The sequence below is a fragment of the Streptomyces sp. NPDC045021 genome (assembly GCF_056432645.1).
This window is the reverse complement of record NZ_JBWKIQ010000003.1, coordinates 350,075-368,503: the sequence shown is the minus strand read 5'-3', so window position 1 is coordinate 368,503 and position 18,429 is coordinate 350,075. Positions and strand designations below refer to the sequence as shown.

Sequence of the window (18,429 nt, the reverse complement as noted above, 5' to 3'; positions counted from 1 at the left end):
CGTCATGTCCCCATCCTGCCTCGGACAACTCTCCACAAACACCGGTCGCTTACGTGACTCTTAGCGGTCAACCGGCACCGTTTTCCGAACAAGGATGCCCATGCCTCTCGATCACATACGCGCCAAGAGACGCGTGGCCCGCGTCGCGCTCGCCGCGGGCCTGGTGGCCGCACTGGCCGCGACCGGGTCCGCCACCGCGTTCGCCGACAACGCCCCCAGCGGCACTCCGGCCGGCGGCCCCGCTTCAGCCCCGGTCAAGGCTTCCACCGACAAGCTCGGTTCTGCCGACGCCGCGCTCCTGGCCAAGGCCAAGTCCGACGGCGACAAGACCGTGACGATGATGATCGCCACCGCTCCCGGCGCCACCAAGCAGGTCGTCGATCAGCTCGGCGCCTCAGGTGCCTCGGTGGGGAGCACCTACGACAAGCTCGGCTACGTGCGCGCGACCGTCCCGACCGCCAAGGCGGACGCGGCGATCGCCAAGGCGCAGAAGCTGACCGCGGTCCACGGCATCGACCTCAAGCAGGAGATCGCGCTCGACGACCCGACGCCCGTGGCGGACACCGCCAAGGGCGCGACGGTGAAGGCCAAGGCCAAGGCCGCGAAGACCTACCCCGGTCCCAGCGCGAGCACCCTGGTGAAGAACCCGTACCAGCCGGCTTTCGAGACCGGCGCGGTGGACTTCGTCAAGAACCAGCCCAAGGCCGACGGCCGCGGCGTGACCATCGGGATCCTGGACTCCGGTGTCGACCTCGGTCACCCGGCGCTGCAGAAGACCACCACCGGCGAGCGCAAGATCGTCGACTGGGTCACCGCGACCGACCCCATAACCGACGGCGACGCCACCTGGCGCCGGATGACGGCCGATGTGGCGGGCCCCAGCTTCACCATCGCCGGACGGACCTGGACCGCGCCGGCCGGCGCCTACAAGTTCAACCTGTTCTCCGAGGCCGCGACGGTCGGCGGCGACATGGCGGGCGACCTCAACCGTGACGGCGACACCACCGATGTCTGGGGCGTGCTCTACGACGCCGCCGCGGGCACCGTGCGCGTCGACCTGAACAACAACGGCGATTTCAGCGACGACGAGGCGCTCAAGCCGTACAAGAACGGCTTCCAGATCGCGCACTTCGGGACGGACAACCCGGACACCGCCATCTCCGAGTCGATCCCGTTCGTCGTCCAGATCCGCAAGGACGTCCCGACGGACCCGTACGGCGGCGACTGGGTCGGCAAGAAGGCCGACTTCGTCAACATCGGCCTCGTCCAGTCCGAGCACGGCACCCACGTCGCGGGCATCACCTCCGCGAACGGCCTGTTCGGCGGCAAGATGAGCGGTGCGGCTCCCGGCGCGAAGATCGTCTCCTCGCGCGCCTGCACCTGGAGCGGCGGCTGCACCAACGTCGCGCTCACCGAGGGCATGATCGACCTCGTCGTGAACCACGGCGTGGACATCGTGAACATGTCCATCGGCGGCCTGCCCGCGCTGAACGACGCCAACAACGCGCGCGCCGAGCTGTACACGCGCCTCATCGACACCTACGGCGTCCAGCTGGTCATCTCGGCCGGCAACAGCGGCCCGGGTGCCAACACCATCGGTGACCCCGGCCTGGCCGACAAGGTCCTGAGCGTCGGTGCGTCGATCTCCAAGGACACCTGGGCGGCCAACTACGGCTCGCAGGTGGACAAGGCGTACGCGATGATGCCGTTCTCCTCGCGCGGCCCGCGTGAGGACGGTGGCTTCACGCCGACCATCACCGCGCCCGGCGCCTCGATCAACACCGTCCCGACCTGGGAGGCCGGCAGCCCGGTCGCCGAGGCCGGCTACAGCCTGCCGCCCGGCTACGCGATGCTCCAGGGCACCTCGATGGCCTCCCCGCAGGCCGCGGGCGCCGGCGCACTGCTGATCTCCGCCGCGAAGCAGAAGAACATCGCCCTGAACCCGGCCGCCCTGCGGACCGCGCTGACCAGCTCCGCGAAGCACATCGCGGGCACGCAGGCGTACGAAGAGGGCTCCGGTCTGATCGACATCAACGGTGCCTGGAACCTGATCAAGGCGGGTGTCTCGGCCAACGAGTACACCGTCAAGGCTCCGGTCAACACCGCGCTGTCGGCGTTCCTGAAGACCCCGGGCTTCGGCACCGGCATCTACGACCGGGAGGGCGGCCTCAAGACCGGCCAGACCCGGACGTACGACGTCACCATCACCCGCACCACCGGCTCCGACCGCCCGGTCAAGCACTCGCTGGCGCTGGTCAACAACGACGGCACCTTCAAGCTCGCCGGCAGCAGCGAGGTCTCGCTGCCGCTGAACGTGCCGGTCACCGTCAAGGTCACCGCGAAGGCGAAGACCACGGGTCTGCACAGCGTGATCCTGACCGTCGACGACAAGCGCACCAAGGGCACCGACCAGCAGATCCTGGCCACTGTCGTGGTCTCGAAGCCGCTGGCCCAGCCCGCCTTCTCCACCAAGGAGTCGGGCGTGGTGCAGCGCAACAGCACCACCTCGTACTTCCTGAACGTGCCGGCCGGCGCCAAGTCCCTGGAGATCGCCCTCGGCGGCATCCAGGCGACCAGCCAGACCCGGTTCATCGCGATCAACCCGTACGGCGTTCCGATGGACGACACGTCCACCCCGTCGTGCTACCTCAACTACGTGAACCCGAACAACAAGTGCCGTCCGGACCTGCGGTCGTACGCCAACCCGCTGCCGGGCGTCTGGGAGATCGAGGTCGAGGCGCGTCGTACCTCGCCGCTGCTGAACAACCCGTACGCCGTCACGGCGTCGGTGCTGGGTGTCACCTTCGACCCGGCCGTGCAGACCCTCGACGAGGCCAAGGTCGGTACCCCCGCCGCGGTCAACTGGAAGGTCACCAACGGCTTCGCCGCCCTTGACGGCAAGCTGAAGGGCGGCGCCCTCGGCTCCGCGCTGACCGCCCGCCCGACCATCGCGCAGGGCGAGACGAAGGAGACGACGCTCGTCGTCGGCCCCGGCGCCTCCCGGCTCGACGTGGCGATCGGTTCCACCTCGGACACCGGCGCCGACCTCGACCTCGAGGTCTACCTCGGTTCCACCAAGGTCGGTTCGTCCGCGGACGGCGACTCCGAGGAAGCGGTCAGCCTCGCCAACCCGGCGGCCGGTACGTACACCATCGTCGTGACCGGCTACTCGGTCCCGGCGGGCACCACGGAGTACGACTACAAGGACGTGTACTTCGCGGACTCGCTCGGCCAGGTCAAGGTCGACGAGACCAAGACCGTCTCGCTGGCGAACGGCGCCTCGGCGTCCTTCTCCGCGCAGGTCGTGGCCGCGTCCCCGGCCCCCGAAGGACGTCAGTTCTTCGGTGAGGTGCAGCTCCTGAACTCCCGCGGCACCGTCGCCGGAGTCGGCAGCGTCATCATCAAGAAGGTCACCAGCTGACCACCTGATCAGCTGTAGGACCGCGGTACGGCGGGGCGGGTGCTCTCACGAGCACTCGCCCCGTCGCGTTGCGCCCCCGGCGCCCGCTGCTCGCCGTCCGTTACTCCCGCCCGGCGCCCGCCTCCATGGGGCGGGTGCGCAGCAGCGCGCGGGCCGGGAGGCCGGTCGCGGCCAGGCCCAGGAGGAGCACTCCGCCGGTGATGGCGGCCGCGACGGTGGGCGGTACGTACGGGGCGCCACCGGTCAGCCCGCGGGCGATCGGGGTGAGCGTCGCCCAGGCGATGGCCGTCCCGATCACGAGGCCCGCGGTGCCGACGAGCAGTGCCTCCCAGCGCATCATCCCGAGCACCTGGCGGCGGGTGGTGCCCGCCAGCCGCAGGAGGGCGACCTCGCGGCGCCGGTCGAGGACCGTCATCACCAGGGTGTTGGCCGCCGCGACGGCGGCGAATCCGCCGAGTACCGCGGCCATCACACGGTTCGCCCAGGCGTTGAGCTCCAGGTCCTTGTCGACCTGCGCGGTGTAGCCGGCCCGGTCGGTGACCGCGACGCCCGGGGCGTCGAGCCGCTGCAGCGCGCTCGCGACGGCGGCCCGGTCGGCGCCTGCCGCGTCACGGACGAGCACCTGGCTGTCGTACGCGGCCGACACATGTCCGGCGACCGCCGAGCGTGCCATCACCACCTGGCCGAGGCCCAGGCCGCGCTCGTAGACCGCGACGACCCGGGGACGCACCGTCGCGCCGTCGCCGAGCCGCAGTTCGATGCGGTCGCCGACCGAGACGTCGGCGCCGCCGGCGAGCAGCGTGTCCAGCGCGACGGTGTCGTTGCCCGCCAGCCCGGACAGTGTGCCCTGCTTGACGCCGAGGTCGAGCACCTTGGCCAGGTCGGCCGGGCTCCCGGAGACCCCCAGCGTGGAGGCGGTGCTGAACGCGCCGGCCGTCCGGTACAGGACGCCGGTGCGCAGTACGCCGACGGCCGCGTCCACGCCCTTCACCCGCGCCGCCTCGGCGGCGGTCGTGCCGGGCAGTCCGGCGCCGGTGCCGCTGACGATCTGGTCGGCGACGACACCGTCGCGCACCTGCTCCGCGGAGGCGTGCTTGATGGTGCTCTGCATGAAGACCAACGTGCCGCAGAAGGCGATGACCAGCACGATCGGGGTGATCGCGGAGGCCAGCCGGCGGGAGTTGGCACGGGTGTTGGCGGCGGCGAGCGCCCCCGGCGCTCCACCCACCCGCAGCGGCGCTCCGAGAACGGCGGCGGCGAGCCCGGCGACGACCGGTCCGAGCAGGGCCACGCTGAGCATGAAGAGCATCACGACGCCGAGCGCGATGTTGGCCGCGTCCTCGCCCGTGGCGTGGGCCGCGAGCGACGCCACGACGATGCCACCGGCGAGGGCGGCCGCGCCGAGCACCGTACGGACGATCCCGGGGCGCCGCCGCTCCACCGCGGCCTCGCCCAGCGCCTGGCTGGGCCGGGCCTTGGATGGCCGGCGGGCGGCCAGGTAGCCGGCGACGAGCGAGCCGAGCAGGCCCGCGCCGACCGCGCTGACCATCGGGATCCAGCCGGTGGACAGCTGCAGTCCGGCGGGCAGCGCGTCACGGTCGAGGAGTTGGCCGAACCACCAGTGGGCGAGCGCCAGCCCCGGCAGGATGCCGAGCGCCCCGGCGAGCGGGGCGACGATGACCGCCTCGGTGGCCACGGTGCGGCGGATCTGCCGCGGGGTCGCGCCGATCGCCCGCAGCAGGGCGATCTCCCGGCTGCGCTGGCCGATGGCTAGGGCGACGGTGCCCATGACGACGAAGACCGCGGTCATGGCGGCGATGCCGCCGAAGGATCCGCCCAGCCCCATCAGCATCTCCTTGCCGCCGGCGAGTTCGGTGTGTTCGACCTCGCCTCGGGCGTCCCCCGTCTTCACCAGGGCGTGGCCGTCGACGGCGTGCCCGACCTGTTCGGCGAGCTGCCGGGTGCTGACTCCGGCGCGTGCGTAGACGGCGATGGCGTCCGCCTGGCCCTGGTGCCCGGCGAGCCGGGCCGCCGACGCGTCGTCGAACCACGCGGTGGCGGTCCCGGCCCGCTCCGCCGTCAGGCCGGAGATCCGGTAACTGCCGGTGCGGTCGGGCGCGGTGAGGGTGACGGCGTCACCGGTGGAGAGCTTCGCGGCGTGCGCCGTCGCGGCGTCGAGGACGACCTCGCCCGCCGCCGGGGCGCGGCCCTCGGCGAGCGCGTTCGCGGTCGGGGTGGTGGCGGTGATCGCGGTGGCCGACCAGTCGCGGCCGGTCAGCGCCGGCAGGGACTTGCTCTGCACGGGGAACGACAGATCGGGCACGGCCGCGGCGACGCCCGGTTCGCGGGCTATACGGTCCGCGAGACCCGCATCGACGCGGGCCTTGTCGGGCAGCGGCTCGGAATCCTCGTCGCGGTCCTCGCCGTGGCCGACGGTCATCCGGGCGTGCTGCTCGGCGGCGACGACCACCGGGGCACCGGCGTACCGCTCGGGCGTGAGGTGCGCGACGATCCCGGTCTGCAGCAGGGTGCCGCAGGCGGTGATGATCGCGGCGGCGAAGAGCAGAGCGATGAACGTCCCGGCGAAGGACGCCGGCCGGAAGCGCACGGAGGCGCGGGCGAGACCGTTCACGCGGCGGCCCTCGCAACGTCCTGCGGGCGGGCGCCGGTGGTGAGCTCGACCATGCGGTCCGCGATCTCCATCGGCTCCGGGCGCTCCAGGTGGCCGGCGAGCGCGCCGTCGGCGAGGAAGAGCACCCGGTCCGCGAAGGAGGCCGCGACCGGATCGTGGGTGACCATGACGACGGTGGCGCCGAGCCGGTCGACGGCGTGCCGCAGCAGACCCAGCACCTCGCGGGCGGTGTTGGTGTCCAGGGCGCCGGTCGGTTCGTCGGCGAAGACCACCTCGGGGGCGGTGATCAGGGCGCGGGCGATGGCCACGCGCTGCTGCTGGCCGCCGGAGAGCTGTCCCGGCCGGCGCCCCCCGTACCCCTCGAGGCCGACCTGCGCGAGCAACTGGCCCGCCCGCCGCCGGTCGGGGCGCACACCGGCCAGCCGCTGCGGCAGCAGGACGTTCTGCTGCACGGTCAGTGACGGCAGCAGGTTGAAGGACTGGAAGACGAACCCGATGCGGCTGCGCCGCAGCCGGGTGAGCTTGTTCTCGTTGAGGCCGGTGATGTCGTCGCCCCCGAGGAGTACGGAGCCCGCCGTGGGCCTGTCGAGCCCGGCGGCGCACTGCAGGAAGGTGCTCTTGCCGGAGCCGGAGGGACCCATCACCGCGGTGAAGCTGCCCCGCGGCAGCGCCAGGTCGATGCCGCGCAGCGCGTGCACCGTGGAGTCGCCGCGGCCGTAGGTGCGACGGACCGAGCGCAGCTCGACGGCCGCACCGGACACCGCTCCGGCACCGCTGTAAGCGGTGTCGCCGCTGGTCCGCGGCGGGTACTGCGGTGCTGCGGGGGCCGTGGGGGCGGTGGTGGAGTGCTTCGACCGGAGTCGCATGAGGTCCTCTGTTTCGGTTGCCGACGACCCTTCCGAAGTTACGGATCACCCGGTGCCCGCGGCCATGCCGGTTCCCGGCCTCTTGGGGGTGGGGAAAACCCGAGGCCGGAGCTGGTGCAGACCCTGATCACGGCCTCCGCAGCGTGCGAGGATGGCGGTCAGTCTCATTAAGGAGTGGCCTACCGTGCCTGGCACGAACCTCACCCGCGAGGAGGCGCAGCAGCGTGCTCGCCTTCTCACCGTGGACGCGTACGAGATCGACCTCGACCTGAGCGGTGCGCAGGACGGGGGCACCTTCCGCTCGGTGACCACGGTGCGTTTCGACGCCGCGAAGGCGGGGTCGTCATTCATCGATCTGGTCGCCCCGACCCTGCACGAGGTGGTGCTGAACGGCACCGCGCTCGACCCGTCGGAGGTGTTCGCGGACTCGCGCATCGCCCTGCCGTCGCTCCTGGCCGGCCGCAACGAGTTGCGCGTCGTCGCGGATTGCGCTTATACCAACACCGGTGAGGGCCTGCACCGTTTCGTCGACCCCGTCGACAAGCAGGCTTATCTGTACACGCAGTTCGAGGTGCCGGACGCGCGCCGAGTCTTCGCCAGTTTCGAGCAGCCGGACCTCAAGGGCACGTTCCGGTTCACGGTGACCGCCCCGGCGGGCTGGACGGTCATCTCCAACTCCCCGACGCCGAAGCCCGAGGACGTCAAGGAGAACGTCTGGCGCTTCGAGCCGACGCCGCGCATCTCCTCGTACATCACCGCGCTGATCGCCGGCCCGTACACGGCCGTGCACAGCACCTGGGAGGGCGAGGGCCGCAGCGTCCCGCTGGCGATCTACTGCCGCCCGTCGCTGGCCGAGTTCCTGGACGCGGACGCGATCTTCGACGTCACGCGGCAGGGCTTCGACTGGTTCGAGGAGAAGTTCGACTTCCCGTACCCGTTCGCCAAGTACGACCAGCTCTTCGTGCCGGAGTTCAACGCGGGCGCGATGGAGAACGCGGGCGCGGTCACCATCCGTGACCAGTACGTCTTCCGCTCCAAGGTGACGGACGCGGCGTACGAGACGCGCGCCGAGACCATCCTGCACGAGCTGGCCCACATGTGGTTCGGCGACCTGGTCACGATGGAGTGGTGGAACGACCTCTGGCTGAACGAGTCGTTCGCCACGTACACCTCGATCGCCTGCCAGGCGTACGCGCCGGGCAGCAAGTTCCCGCACTCGTGGACCACGTTCGCCAACTCCATGAAGACCTGGGCGTACCGGCAGGACCAGCTGCCGTCCACCCACCCGATCATGGCGGAGATCAACGACCTCGACGACGTCCTGGTCAACTTCGACGGCATCACGTACGCCAAGGGCGCCTCGGTGCTCAAGCAGCTCGTCGCCTACGTCGGCATGGACGAGTTCTTCGCCGGTGTGCAGGCGTACTTCAAGCAGCACGCCTGGGGCAACACCCAGCTCTCCGACCTGCTCGGCGCGTTGGAGAAGACCTCGGGCCGTGACCTGAAGAGCTGGTCGAAGGCGTGGCTGGAGACCGCGGGCATCAACATCCTGCGCCCGGAGATCACGCTCGCCGAGGACGGCACGATCACGTCCTTCGCGGTCCGCCAGGAGGCCCCGGCGCTGCCGGCGGGCGCCAAGGGCGAGGCCGTGCTGCGGCCGCACCGGATCGCCATCGGCTGCTACGACCTCCAGGACGGCAAGCTGGTCCGCACCAGCCGTATCGAGCTGGATGTCGACGGCGAGCTGACCGAGGTGCCGTTCCCGCAGAACACCCGGCGCCCCGCGGTGATCCTGCTCAACGACGACGACCTGACGTACGCCAAGGTCCGCCTCGACGACGAGTCCCTCGCCGTCGTCCGCGACCACCTCGGCGACTTCACCGAGTCCCTCCCCCGCGCCCTGATCTGGTCCGCGGCCTGGGACATGACGCGCGACGGCGAGCTCGCCACCCGCGACTACCTGGAACTGGTGCTCTCCGGCGTCACCAAGGAGTCGGACATCGGCGTCGTCCAGTCGCTGCACCGTCAGCTCAAGCTCGCGCTCGACCTGTACGCGGACCCGGCCTGGCGCGACACCGGCCTGGCCCGCTGGACGGAGGCCGCACTGGAGCAGCTGCGCGCCGCAGCTCCCGGCAGCGACCACCAGCTCGCGTGGGCACGCGCCTTCGCGGCGACCGCCCGCACCCCGGAGCAGCTGGAGCTGCTCGCCGGGCTGCTGGACGGCACGCAGGTCATCGACGGCCTGGCCGTCGACACCGAGCTGCGCTGGTCGCTGCTGCACCGGCTCGCCGCGACCGGCCGGGCCGACGAGCAGGCCATCACGGCCGAGCTCGCCCTCGACCCGACCTCGGCCGGCGAGGAGCATGCGGCCGGCGCCCGCGCCGCCCGTCCGACCGCCGACGCCAAGGCCGCGGTCTGGGCCGCGGTCGTCGAGGACGACAAGCTCGCCAACTCCGTGCAGGAGGCCGCGATCGGCGGCTTCGTCCAGACCGATCAGCGTGAGCTCCTCGCGCCCTACACCGAGCGGTACTTCAGCGCGGTCAAGGGCGTCTGGGACTCCCGCAGCTACGAGATCGCCCAGCAGATCGTGATCGGTCTCTACCCGTCCCTCCAGGTCTCCCAGGAGACCCTGGACGCCACCGACGCCTGGCTCGCCTCGGCGACCCCGGTGCCGGCCCTGCGCCGGCTCGTCATCGAGGCCCGCTCCGGCGTGGAACGCGCCCTGAAGGCCCAGGCGGCCGACGCGGCGGCGGCCACCGCGTAGTCGGGCACGGAACATGTACGGGAGGCCCCGGCCCGCACGGTCCGGGGCCTCCCGTATGTCCGGCGCGACGATGTTCGGCGTGACGCACGACACATCCATTTCTGGTATGTTCAATTTTGGATGTACCATATTTGGACCTATTGATCACAGGGTGGCCGCGGTGGACAACTTCATCGGCCGGGAGCGGGAGCTGGCCGCGCTCAACCGCATGCTGCGGCCTGTCGCGGACGGCGGGCGGACCGGGCGGCCGGGCAAGGCGATGCTGATCCGCGGCCGCCGCCGCGTCGGGAAGTCACGGCTGGTCGAGGAGTTCATCGAGCGGTCCGGGCTGCCGAGCGTCTTCTTCACGGCCTCGCAGCAGTCCACCGCCGACACGGACCTGCGGATGTTCGTCGAGGCCGCCGCGGCATCCGACCTGCCGGGCGCCGCGACGCTGGTCGGCCAGTCGCCCAGGGACTGGGACGCCGCCCTTCGCCTGCTGGTCGCCGCCCTGCCCGACGACCGGCCGAGCGCCGTCGTCCTCGACGAGATGCCGTACCTGATCAAGAACGATCCGGGCTTCGAGGGCACCCTCCAGAAGCTCTTCGACCGCGAGCTGTCCAGGAAGCCGGTGCTGCTGCTCTGCGTCGGCTCCGACCTGGCCATGATGGAGCGGCTCAACGACTACGACCGCCCGTTCCACCAGCGCGGCACCGAGATGGTGGTCCCCGCGCTGAGCCCGGCCGACGTGGCCGACATGCTGCAACTGCCGCCCGCCGACGCGTTCGACGCGTTCCTCGTCTCCGGCGGGCTGCCGCTGGTGCTCGAGGAGTGGCCGCGTGGCGCGGGAGTCTTCGACTACCTCGCCGAGGTCGTGGAGGACCCGACCTCCGCGCTGCTCGTGAGCGGGGAACGGTCGCTGGCGGCCGAGTTCCCGGCCGACGCACAGGCGCGGTTGGTGCTGGGGGCCATCGGTTCGGGTGAGCGGACGCGCACGCTGATCGGCCGGGCGGCCGGCGATCTCGCCCCCACCAGCCTCAACCGCTCGCTCCAACTGCTCACCGCCAAGCGTGTGGTGGAGGCCGTCACCCCGCTGTCGACCCGCCCCTCGAAGGAGACCCGCTACTACGTCGCCGATCCGCATCTGCGCTTCTGGCTCGCCCTGCTCGGCCCGTACATGTCCGAGATCGAACGCGGCCGTGGCGACCTGACGTTCGCGCGCATCCTGCAGACGTGGACCTCGTGGCGCGGACGAGCGATCGAACCCGTGGTGCGCGATGCCCTCTTCCGCATGCGGGCGGGCGGCGTACCCGACGACACCGGCGCGGTGGGCGGCTACTGGACCCGCAACAACGATCCCGAGATCGATGTCGTCGCGGCCGACCGCGGGCCGATCGCCAAGCGCATCACCGCCGTCGGCTCCATCAAGTGGCTGGAGAACCGGCCTTTCGACGCGCACGACCTCGCGAAACTGATCGTCCATCGCTCGCAGCTGCCGGGGGCGGACACCTCGACGCCGCTGGTCGCGGTGGCGCGCAGCGGCGTGTCGGTGGATGGCGTCCAGGCCGTGGGGCCCGACGAGCTGATCACCGCCTGGCGGTGACCGGGCCGGAGGCGCCGAGGGCGACGCCGGCCAGGATCAGGACCATGCACAGGATCTGCAGCGGGCCGGTGTGCTCGCCGAGGAGGGCGAAGGAGAGCAGGGCGACGCAGACGGGTTGCAGGTAGTAGACGATTCCGGCGCGGGCGGGGCCGATGAGCGAGATGGCCTTGTTCCAGGCGAAGAAGGCGACGGCCGAGGAGCACACCCCGACGTAGAGCAGCGGTCCCACCGTCCCGGCGGAGGGGGCGAAGCCGCCCTGCGTCACCAGACTGACCACGTACGCCGGCGACAGCAGGGTCGCGCCGAGCGCGAAGGTGGCGAAGAGGAACGGCAGTTGGCCGATCCGCGCCGGCTTGCGGCGCAGCAGCGCCCTGTACCCGGCGAACGACCCGGCGGCGGCGAGCATCCACAGGTCGCCGGTGGTGAAGTCGAGACGGAGCAGCGCGGCCGGAGAGCCCTTGCCCAGCAGGGTCAGAACGCCCACGAGCGCCGTCACCAGCCCCACGGCCCGCCGTCCACCGATGCGCTGCCGGGCGAAGGCGGCGATCAGCACCGGCGCCGCCGCCATGATCATGCCCATGTTGCTCGCGGAGGTACTGACCCCGGCCTGGTTGACCAGCGTGTTGTACACGGCGATGCCGAGCAGCGCCGCGAGCGCGATGTACCCGAAGTGACGTCTCAGCAGCGCCCGTTGCCGCCGCGCCTGCCCCGCCGCGAACGGCGCGACCGCGAGGAGCGCGATCACCCATCGCCAGAACGCCGCCTGCACGGGCGGCACGCTGTCGTGCAGCGCCCGCGCGACGACGAAGCTCCCGGACCACACCACGGTGGCCACCGCCGCGAGCACCAGGCCGCCTCCGGCGGTGGAACGGGCCGGGCGAGCGGTGCGGGGTGCAGTGGTTGCGGGGGCGTGGTCCAGGACGGTCACGAGGCTCCTTCGGTCGGCGGTGTCCCCACTGTCACACCGGCCGAACGATCAGGTCCATCGAATGTTTCTGACACATACGTTCAGTTGCTCTAATCAGTGCGTCGGGCCCGCTCCGGTGCCATTCTGGAAGGGAGACGCGGAGGTCGCCATGGGAATCTATGCCGAACACGTCGTGCCGCGGATCATCAACTTCGCCTGCGGGATGAAGCTGGCCGTACCGCTGCGACGCCGGGTCTGCGAGGGCCTGGAGGGCGAAGTCATCGAGATCGGATTCGGCACCGGGCACAACGTTCCCTACTACCCGTCGACCGTCACGGGCGTGACCGCGATCGAGCCCTCCGACGTCGGATGGCGGCTCGCCGCCGAGCGGGTCAGAGCGGCCACGGTCCCGGTACGCCGCGCCGGCCTGGACGGCCAGTCGCTGCCCTTCGTCGACGACAGCTTCGACGCGGCCCTGTCCACGTGGACGCTGTGCACCATCCCCGACGCCGGCGCCGCGCTGCGCGAGGTACGGCGCGTCCTCAAGCCCGGCGGAACGCTGCACTTCATCGAACACGGGCTGGCCCCGGAGAACGACGAGAACGTACGCCGCTGGCAACGCCGCCTCGAACCCGTGAACAAACGCCTCCTCGGCGGGTGCCACCTCACCCGGCCGACCGTCGAGATGCTGACGACCGCGGGCTTCACCATCAGGGAAGTCGACATCTTCTACGAAGACGGCGCCCCCAAACCCATGGGCGCCGCCGCCCTCGGCGTCGCGGTCTCTCCGTAGCGGGCGGAGGACCGGGGTTACTACCTGGTCGGCGAGGAGATCTTCGGGGTCGCCGGGAAGCTCGTGCGGTGCGACAGCAGCACCGGGGTCGGCGCCGCCGCGCGCTGGTAGTGCAGCTGTCCCAGCAGAGTGCCGCTGAACGCGATCGCCATGCCCAGCAGCTGGACGGGGGCGAGGGCCTGGTCCAGGACGGCCCAGCCGATGGCGGCGGCGGAGATCGGGCTGAGGAAGCCGAGGAGGGAGACGGACGTGGCCGGGAGGCTGCCGATGCCGCGGAACCAGAGCCAGTACGCGGCCGCGGTGTTGGCCACCGCCAGATACGCGTAGCCGGTGACCGCGCGGGCGTCGAGGGCCGGCGGCAGGCCCTCGAAGAGGAGGGCGACCGGGGCGATCAGCAGGCCGCCGGCGGTGAGCTGCCAGCCGGTGAAGGCGAGCGGGCCGACGCCCTCGGGGCGTCCCCAGCGCTTGGTCAGGACGGTCCCGGCCGACATGCTCGCGGAGCCGGCGATCCCGGCCAGCAGGCCGAGGGCGTCGAATCCGGCGCCGGCCCGCAGCACGACCAGGCTGACGCCGACCGCACCGATGACCGCGGCCGTGAGCGTACGGGCGCTGGGGCGCTCGCTGAGCAGGGCGGCCGCGAGGCCCGCCACGAACAACGGGCCCACCGACCCGACGACGGAGGCGACGCCGCCGGGCAGCCGGTAGGCGGCGAGGAACAGCAGCGGGAAGAAGGCGCCGATGTTGAGGGTGCCGAGCACCGCCGACTTCCACCACCAGGCGCCGCGCGGCAGCGCCCGGGTGGCGGCGAGCAGCACCAGCCCGGCGGGCAGCGCCCGCATCAGGCCGGCGAACAACGGGCGGTCCGGCGGGAGGAGTTGGGTGGTGACCGCGTAGGTGGAGCCCCAGGCGAGCGGGGCGAGGGCGGTGAGCGCGATGGTCGAAAGACGGGACATCTGTGGACTCCTCACAAGAACAGCGGGCACAGGAGCAGCGGCCGCAGGGACGGCGGTCACAGGAACAGCGGGCAAGTGGAGCGACGGTCAGACGGCCGGGACGAGCTCCGGCTTCGGGGAGGCGGCCACCGGTCGCGGGGTCGCCGGGTGGATCGCGTCGGCCGCCAGGTACGGCTCCAGCCGCACCAGGAGGAGCGCGGCGCCGAGCGTGGTTCCGATGAGCAGCAGCCACGGGAGCCGGCCGTCGACGGCCATCAGGCCGGTGAACAGCGACGGGGCGATGGCCCGCACCAGCTGCCAGGAGAACTGGTAGGCGGCCATGTAGCGGCCGCGCAGCGCGTCGGGGGCGGCGGCGATGGCCAGTGCTCCGGCCGACGGGTTGTGCACCATCTCCCCGACGGTGTGCACCGTGATGATCACGGCGAGCCCGGCGCCGATCGCCCAGCCGGCCTGCGGGCGCACCGTACCGAGCACGATCTGTCCGGCGAAGGCCGCCGCGAAGAGCACCGCGCCGAGCGCCGCGGACCGGTTGCGGCGGGCGCCGCGGCGGCGCACGAAGGAGGCGACCAGAATGCCGCCCACCGCGCACAGCACGGTGTTGACGGTGAAGGCGGCGCCGGTCAGGGACTCGGGGCCGTGCAGCCAGGTGGAGATGTAGAGCGGGTACAGGACGGGCAGCGCGGTGTAGCCCAGGGCGATGAGGAAGTTGGCCGCCGTCAGACCGAGGAACGGGCGGTCCCGGAGCACCAGCCGGTATCCGGCCTTCTGGCGGGCGACGGCGGCCGCGTCCCGCACCGCCTGGGCCGGGCGCACCCGCCACATCAGCAGCGCCGAGAAGATGAAGCTGGCCGCGTTGAGCCAGGCCGCCACGGTGAAGCCGGTGTCCCCGCCGAAGCCGACGACGAGCGAGGCGAGCAGCGCCCCGGCGCCCATGCCGCCGTTGCTCAGCGCCCGGGAGGCGGCCTGCAGCCGGTCCCGGTCGGAGCCGCGGGCGATCTCGCCGAGGAAGGACTGCTGGACGGCGGGGAAGGCGCCGTCGCCGATGATCGTGACCAGGGCGACGACGGCGAAGGCGGGCACCGAGTGCGCGAACGGGTAGAGCGCGAAGCCCAGCCCCCGTACCCCGAAGAGCCCCAGCTGGATGCGGCGGGCCCCGAAGCGGTCGACGGCGGTGCCGGCCAGCGGCAGCGCCGTGAGCCCGATGAGACCGGCCGCGGTGAGCACCGCGCCGACGGCGGCGAAGGACAGGCCCGTGACGTGGTGGAAGAAGATCAGGGTGAAGGGGAGGTACATCCCGGAGCCGACCGCGTTGACGGTCATCGCGGCGAGCATGGACCGCTCGCCGGGTATCCGTGAAGTGCTGGGCATGTCCGCTCCTGGGATCGTCGCCGAAGTAGCTCGATGGTGATTAGCTTACTACTAAGCGACTTACCGTCAAGCTACTTTCTTGCAAGCGATCGTTCTTCGTCCGATACTGCTGCGTATGACCACGCCGCCGCCGCAATCCCCGGACCCCCTCGACGCCCCGGACCCCCTGGACAAGATCACCGCCCAGTGGAACGCGGTCCGCCCCGACCTCGACACCGTGCCGATGGCGATCTTCGGCCGCATCTACCGCATCGCGCGTGCGGTCGGTGACCGGATGGAGAAGGAGTACGGCCGCTTCGGCATCAGCCGCGGCGAGTTCGATGTGCTGGCGACGCTGCGCAGGGCCGGCGAGCCGCACACCCTGTCACCGCGCGAGCTCTCCTCGACGCTGCTGCTCACCACCGGCGGCATGACGGGACGGCTGGACAAGCTGGAGCGCGCCGGTCTCGTGGAGCGCAGCCCGGACCCGCACGACCGGCGCGGCCTGCGGGTCACCCTCACCGAACGCGGCCTCGCGCTGCTGCACGAGGCGGTGGGCGCCGGGCTCGCCGTACAGAAGGCGGCTCTGGGCGCGATGGACGACGAACAGGCCGCCCAGCTCTCCGACCTGCTGCGGCAGCTGCTCAGCTCGTCGGAACAGCACTGAGCCCCCTGCCGCGCATGCGGTCAGGGGGCCGGCAGAAGGAGGGCGTCAGCCGCGCTCTTGCTGCTGCTTACGGGTCTTGTCGGTCGCCATCACCACGCCGGCGATGATCGCGAACAGCGCGATCGGCGCGAGCACGAACAGGCCGAGGGTCTGTACGACACTCAGGCCCGTACCCGGGTCGTCGCCGTCGTCGCGGGAGACCGCGAACGCGGGGGACGACATCAGCAGCATCAGCGTCGTCCCGGCGGTGATGACCCCGGCGCGCACGGCCTTTTTGTTGAGCTTCTTGTCCACGCCCTCAATGTAGTGAACGGCCTTCCGGCCCGCACGCCCGGGGTGTCCTTATGGGTGTCCTTGCCCATGTCTTTACGCGCCCATGCCCTTGCGACCTGGTGTTACTCCGGGCCTGCCGCCAGCGCGGCCCGCACCTCGTCCAGCAGCGCGTGCAGCCGGGGCGATCCGGCCAGCTGCTCAAGGGTGACCGGCCGGCCCGTCGCGTCGGCCACCGGCAGCCGCCAGTTCGGGTACTGGTCCCAGGTGCCCGGCAGGTTCTGCGGCCGGCGGTCGCCGACCGCGTCCGGCAGCCAGACGCCGACCATCGCCGCGGGAGTGCGCGCCAGGAACCGGTGGACGGCCTTGACGACGGCCTCCTCGTCCGCCGCGCCCTCCGGCAGCAGCCCCAGCCGGCCCAGCAGCGCGATCCACTCCGCGACCTCCGCCGCGTCCTCCGCCTGCTCCTCGGCCAGCGGCCGGGTCAGCAGCCCCAGCCGGTAGCGCAGCTCGACGTGCTCACCGGTCAGCCGGGCCGCCGTGCTGGGCAGATCGTGCGTGGTGACGGTCGCCAGGCAGGCCTGCCGCCAGGCCTCCGGCGCCAGCGGCTTCCCGTCCCCGTCGTGGTTCCGCTCGAACCACAGCACCGACGTGCCGAGGATGCCGCGCTCCGACAGCTGCTCCCTGACCCCGGACTCCACCGTCCCCAGGTCCTCACCGATGACCACCGCACCCGCGCGGTGCGCCTCCAGGGCGAGCACGCCGAGCATCGCCTCCGCGTCGTACCGGACATAGGCGCCCTCGGTCGGCGGCCGGCCCTCCGGCACCCACCAGAGCCGGAACAGCCCCATCACATGGTCGATCCGCAGCGCCCCCGCATGCCGCAGCAGCCGGCTCAGCAGATCCCGGTACGGGGTGTACCCGGTGGCCGCCAGCGCGTCCGGCCGCCAGGGCGGCAGGCCCCAGTCCTGGCCGCGCGAGTTGAACGCGTCCGGCGGCGCGCCCACCGACATGCCCCGCGCCAGGGCGTCCTGCATCGCCCACGCGTCCGAACCCGAGGGATGCACCCCGACCGCCAGGTCGTGCACGATCCCCACCGGCATCCCCGCGGCCCGCGCCGCCGCCTGCGCCGCACCCAGCTGATCGTCCGTCAGCCAGGTGAGCCAGCAGTAGAAGTCCACCCGGTCGAGCAGTTCGCTGCGCGCCCGCGCGACCTGCGCCGAGCGCGGATCGCGCAGCCCCGCCGGCCACGCGTGCCAGTCCGGCCCGTGCACCTCCGCCAGCGCGCACCACGTCGCGTGATCGTCCAGCGACTGGCCCTGCTCGGCCAGGAAGTCGGCGTACCCGGCCCGGCGGCCCGGCTGCAGCGGCACCTTCCGCACCAGCCCCAGCGCCTCCAGCTTCAGTTCCCACACCGCGTCCCGGTCGATCAGCGCGTCCTTGTGGAGCACGCCCGCCCGCAACGCGGCGGCCCGGCCGGCCAGCTCCACGGCCTGCGCCCGGTCGTCCGGCGCCAGATACGCGTACTCCGGGACGTCCTCGACCCGCAGATACACCGGGTCGGGGAACCGCCGGGACGACGGACGGTACGGCGAGGGATCCGTCGGCCGCCCCGGCACCGCGATGTGCAGCGGGTTGATCTGCAGGAACCCGGCCCCCAGCGCCCGCCCCGACCAGGCCGCCAGATCCGCGAGATCGCCCAGATCGCCCATCCCCCAGGAGCGCTCCGACAACGTCGAGTACAGCTGCGCCATGAAGCCGAACGTGCGCCCCGGCGGACCCGGCAGCCGCTCGGGCGCGATCACCAGATCGGCCCGCGCCGTCCGCCCGTCCAACGCGGTCGCCCGCACCACATGCCTGCCGAGCGGAATCCGCTCCCAGTCACCGGCGTCGAACACCTCGCCCGACTCCGCCTCGATCAGCACCCGGGCCCCCTCGGGGAGCCCGAGCGGCAGAGGGCGGCCGGTCCGCACCACCGTGCACGGCGCCAGCAGCCGCTGCCGGTCGCGGTGCTCGTACGCGGCCAGCGCGTCCCGCACCGCCTGCGGCGTCGAGGCGTCCACACCCAGCGCGGCCAGCACGGCGACCACCGTCTCCTCCGGAACCCGGATCACCTGGTCGGGACCGGGGCGGTACGTCGTGTCCACGCCGTGCAGCGCGGCCAGCCGCTCCCGGTCCATCGGGCCTCCAAGATCACAGTGCGGGGTGGGGGTCACCCCAGCCTTAC

General features: G+C 72.0%; 12 protein-coding genes. 5 read left to right on the top strand and 7 right to left on the bottom strand.

Going from position 1 to position 18,429, the window contains the following annotated elements; genetic code table 11:
• The first annotated feature begins 100 nt into the window (after nt 1–100).
• The gene (locus AC07DC_RS12910; RefSeq protein ID WP_478914414.1) at nt 101–3,421 is read left to right on the top strand and encodes a S8 family serine peptidase; all 3,321 of its coding nucleotides are present in this window, start codon (nt 101–103) and stop codon (nt 3,419–3,421) included.
• Nucleotides 3,422–3,521: 100 nt separating this feature from the next.
• Here the strand turns inward: AC07DC_RS12910 and AC07DC_RS12905 are convergent, their stop codons facing one another.
• Nucleotides 3,522–6,053: an FtsX-like permease family protein gene (locus tag AC07DC_RS12905; protein WP_478914413.1), complete on the bottom strand. Its 2,532-nt coding sequence runs from the start codon at nt 6,051–6,053 to the stop codon at nt 3,522–3,524.
• Nucleotides 6,050–6,919 (bottom strand): ABC transporter ATP-binding protein, encoded by an 870-nt coding sequence (locus AC07DC_RS12900; protein WP_478914412.1) that lies wholly within the window; start codon nt 6,917–6,919, stop codon nt 6,050–6,052. Before AC07DC_RS12900 ends, AC07DC_RS12905 begins: the two co-directional genes overlap by 4 nt.
• A 184-nt stretch (nt 6,920–7,103) precedes the next feature.
• Between AC07DC_RS12900 and pepN the strand changes: the two genes are divergently transcribed.
• Together pepN and AC07DC_RS12890 are read left to right on the top strand one after the other, a co-directional pair.
• Nucleotides 7,104–9,683, top strand: a complete 2,580-nt coding sequence (pepN, locus tag AC07DC_RS12895; RefSeq protein WP_478914411.1) for an aminopeptidase N — start codon at nt 7,104–7,106, stop codon at nt 9,681–9,683.
• A 160-nt stretch (nt 9,684–9,843) separates the two neighbouring features.
• Nucleotides 9,844–11,265: an ATP-binding protein gene (locus AC07DC_RS12890; protein WP_478914410.1), complete on the top strand. Its 1,422-nt coding sequence runs from the start codon at nt 9,844–9,846 to the stop codon at nt 11,263–11,265.
• On the opposite strand, the gene AC07DC_RS12885 is transcribed toward AC07DC_RS12890, so the two are convergent.
• Nucleotides 11,249–12,193, bottom strand: a complete 945-nt coding sequence (locus tag AC07DC_RS12885; RefSeq protein ID WP_478914409.1) for a DMT family transporter — start codon at nt 12,191–12,193, stop codon at nt 11,249–11,251. The genes AC07DC_RS12890 and AC07DC_RS12885 overlap by 17 nt on opposite strands.
• Nucleotides 12,194–12,341: 148 nt before the next feature.
• On the opposite strand from AC07DC_RS12885, the gene AC07DC_RS12880 reads away from it, so the two are divergent.
• Nucleotides 12,342–12,965, top strand: a complete 624-nt coding sequence (locus AC07DC_RS12880; RefSeq protein WP_478914408.1) for a class I SAM-dependent methyltransferase — start codon at nt 12,342–12,344, stop codon at nt 12,963–12,965.
• 20 nt (nt 12,966–12,985) lie between these two features.
• Here the strand turns inward: AC07DC_RS12880 and AC07DC_RS12875 are convergent, their stop codons facing one another.
• Together AC07DC_RS12875 and AC07DC_RS12870 are read right to left on the bottom strand one after the other, a co-directional pair.
• Nucleotides 12,986–13,918 carry an EamA family transporter gene (locus tag AC07DC_RS12875; protein WP_478914407.1) on the bottom strand — a complete coding sequence of 311 codons (933 nt, stop codon included), beginning with the start codon at nt 13,916–13,918 and terminating at the stop codon, nt 12,986–12,988.
• A gap of 87 nt (nt 13,919–14,005) precedes the next feature.
• Nucleotides 14,006–15,286, bottom strand: a complete 1,281-nt coding sequence (locus AC07DC_RS12870; RefSeq protein ID WP_478914406.1) for an MFS transporter — start codon at nt 15,284–15,286, stop codon at nt 14,006–14,008.
• 115 nt (nt 15,287–15,401) lie between these two features.
• Here AC07DC_RS12870 and AC07DC_RS12865 point away from each other — a divergent pair, with 115 nt between their 5' ends.
• Complete coding sequence (locus AC07DC_RS12865; protein ID WP_478914405.1) at nt 15,402–15,932, top strand: MarR family winged helix-turn-helix transcriptional regulator; 531 nt, start codon at nt 15,402–15,404, stop codon at nt 15,930–15,932.
• 45 nt (nt 15,933–15,977) lie between these two features.
• Here the strand turns inward: AC07DC_RS12865 and AC07DC_RS12860 are convergent, their stop codons facing one another.
• Both AC07DC_RS12860 and malQ read right to left on the bottom strand, forming a co-directional pair.
• A complete protein-coding gene (locus tag AC07DC_RS12860) occupies nt 15,978–16,163 on the bottom strand; it encodes a hypothetical protein (protein WP_478914631.1) in 186 nt (61 codons plus the stop codon).
• Between the two features lie 164 nt (nt 16,164–16,327).
• Nucleotides 16,328–18,382 (bottom strand): 4-alpha-glucanotransferase, encoded by a 2,055-nt coding sequence (malQ, locus tag AC07DC_RS12855; RefSeq protein ID WP_478914404.1) that lies wholly within the window; start codon nt 18,380–18,382, stop codon nt 16,328–16,330.
• Nucleotides 18,383–18,429: the final 47 nt, after the last annotated feature.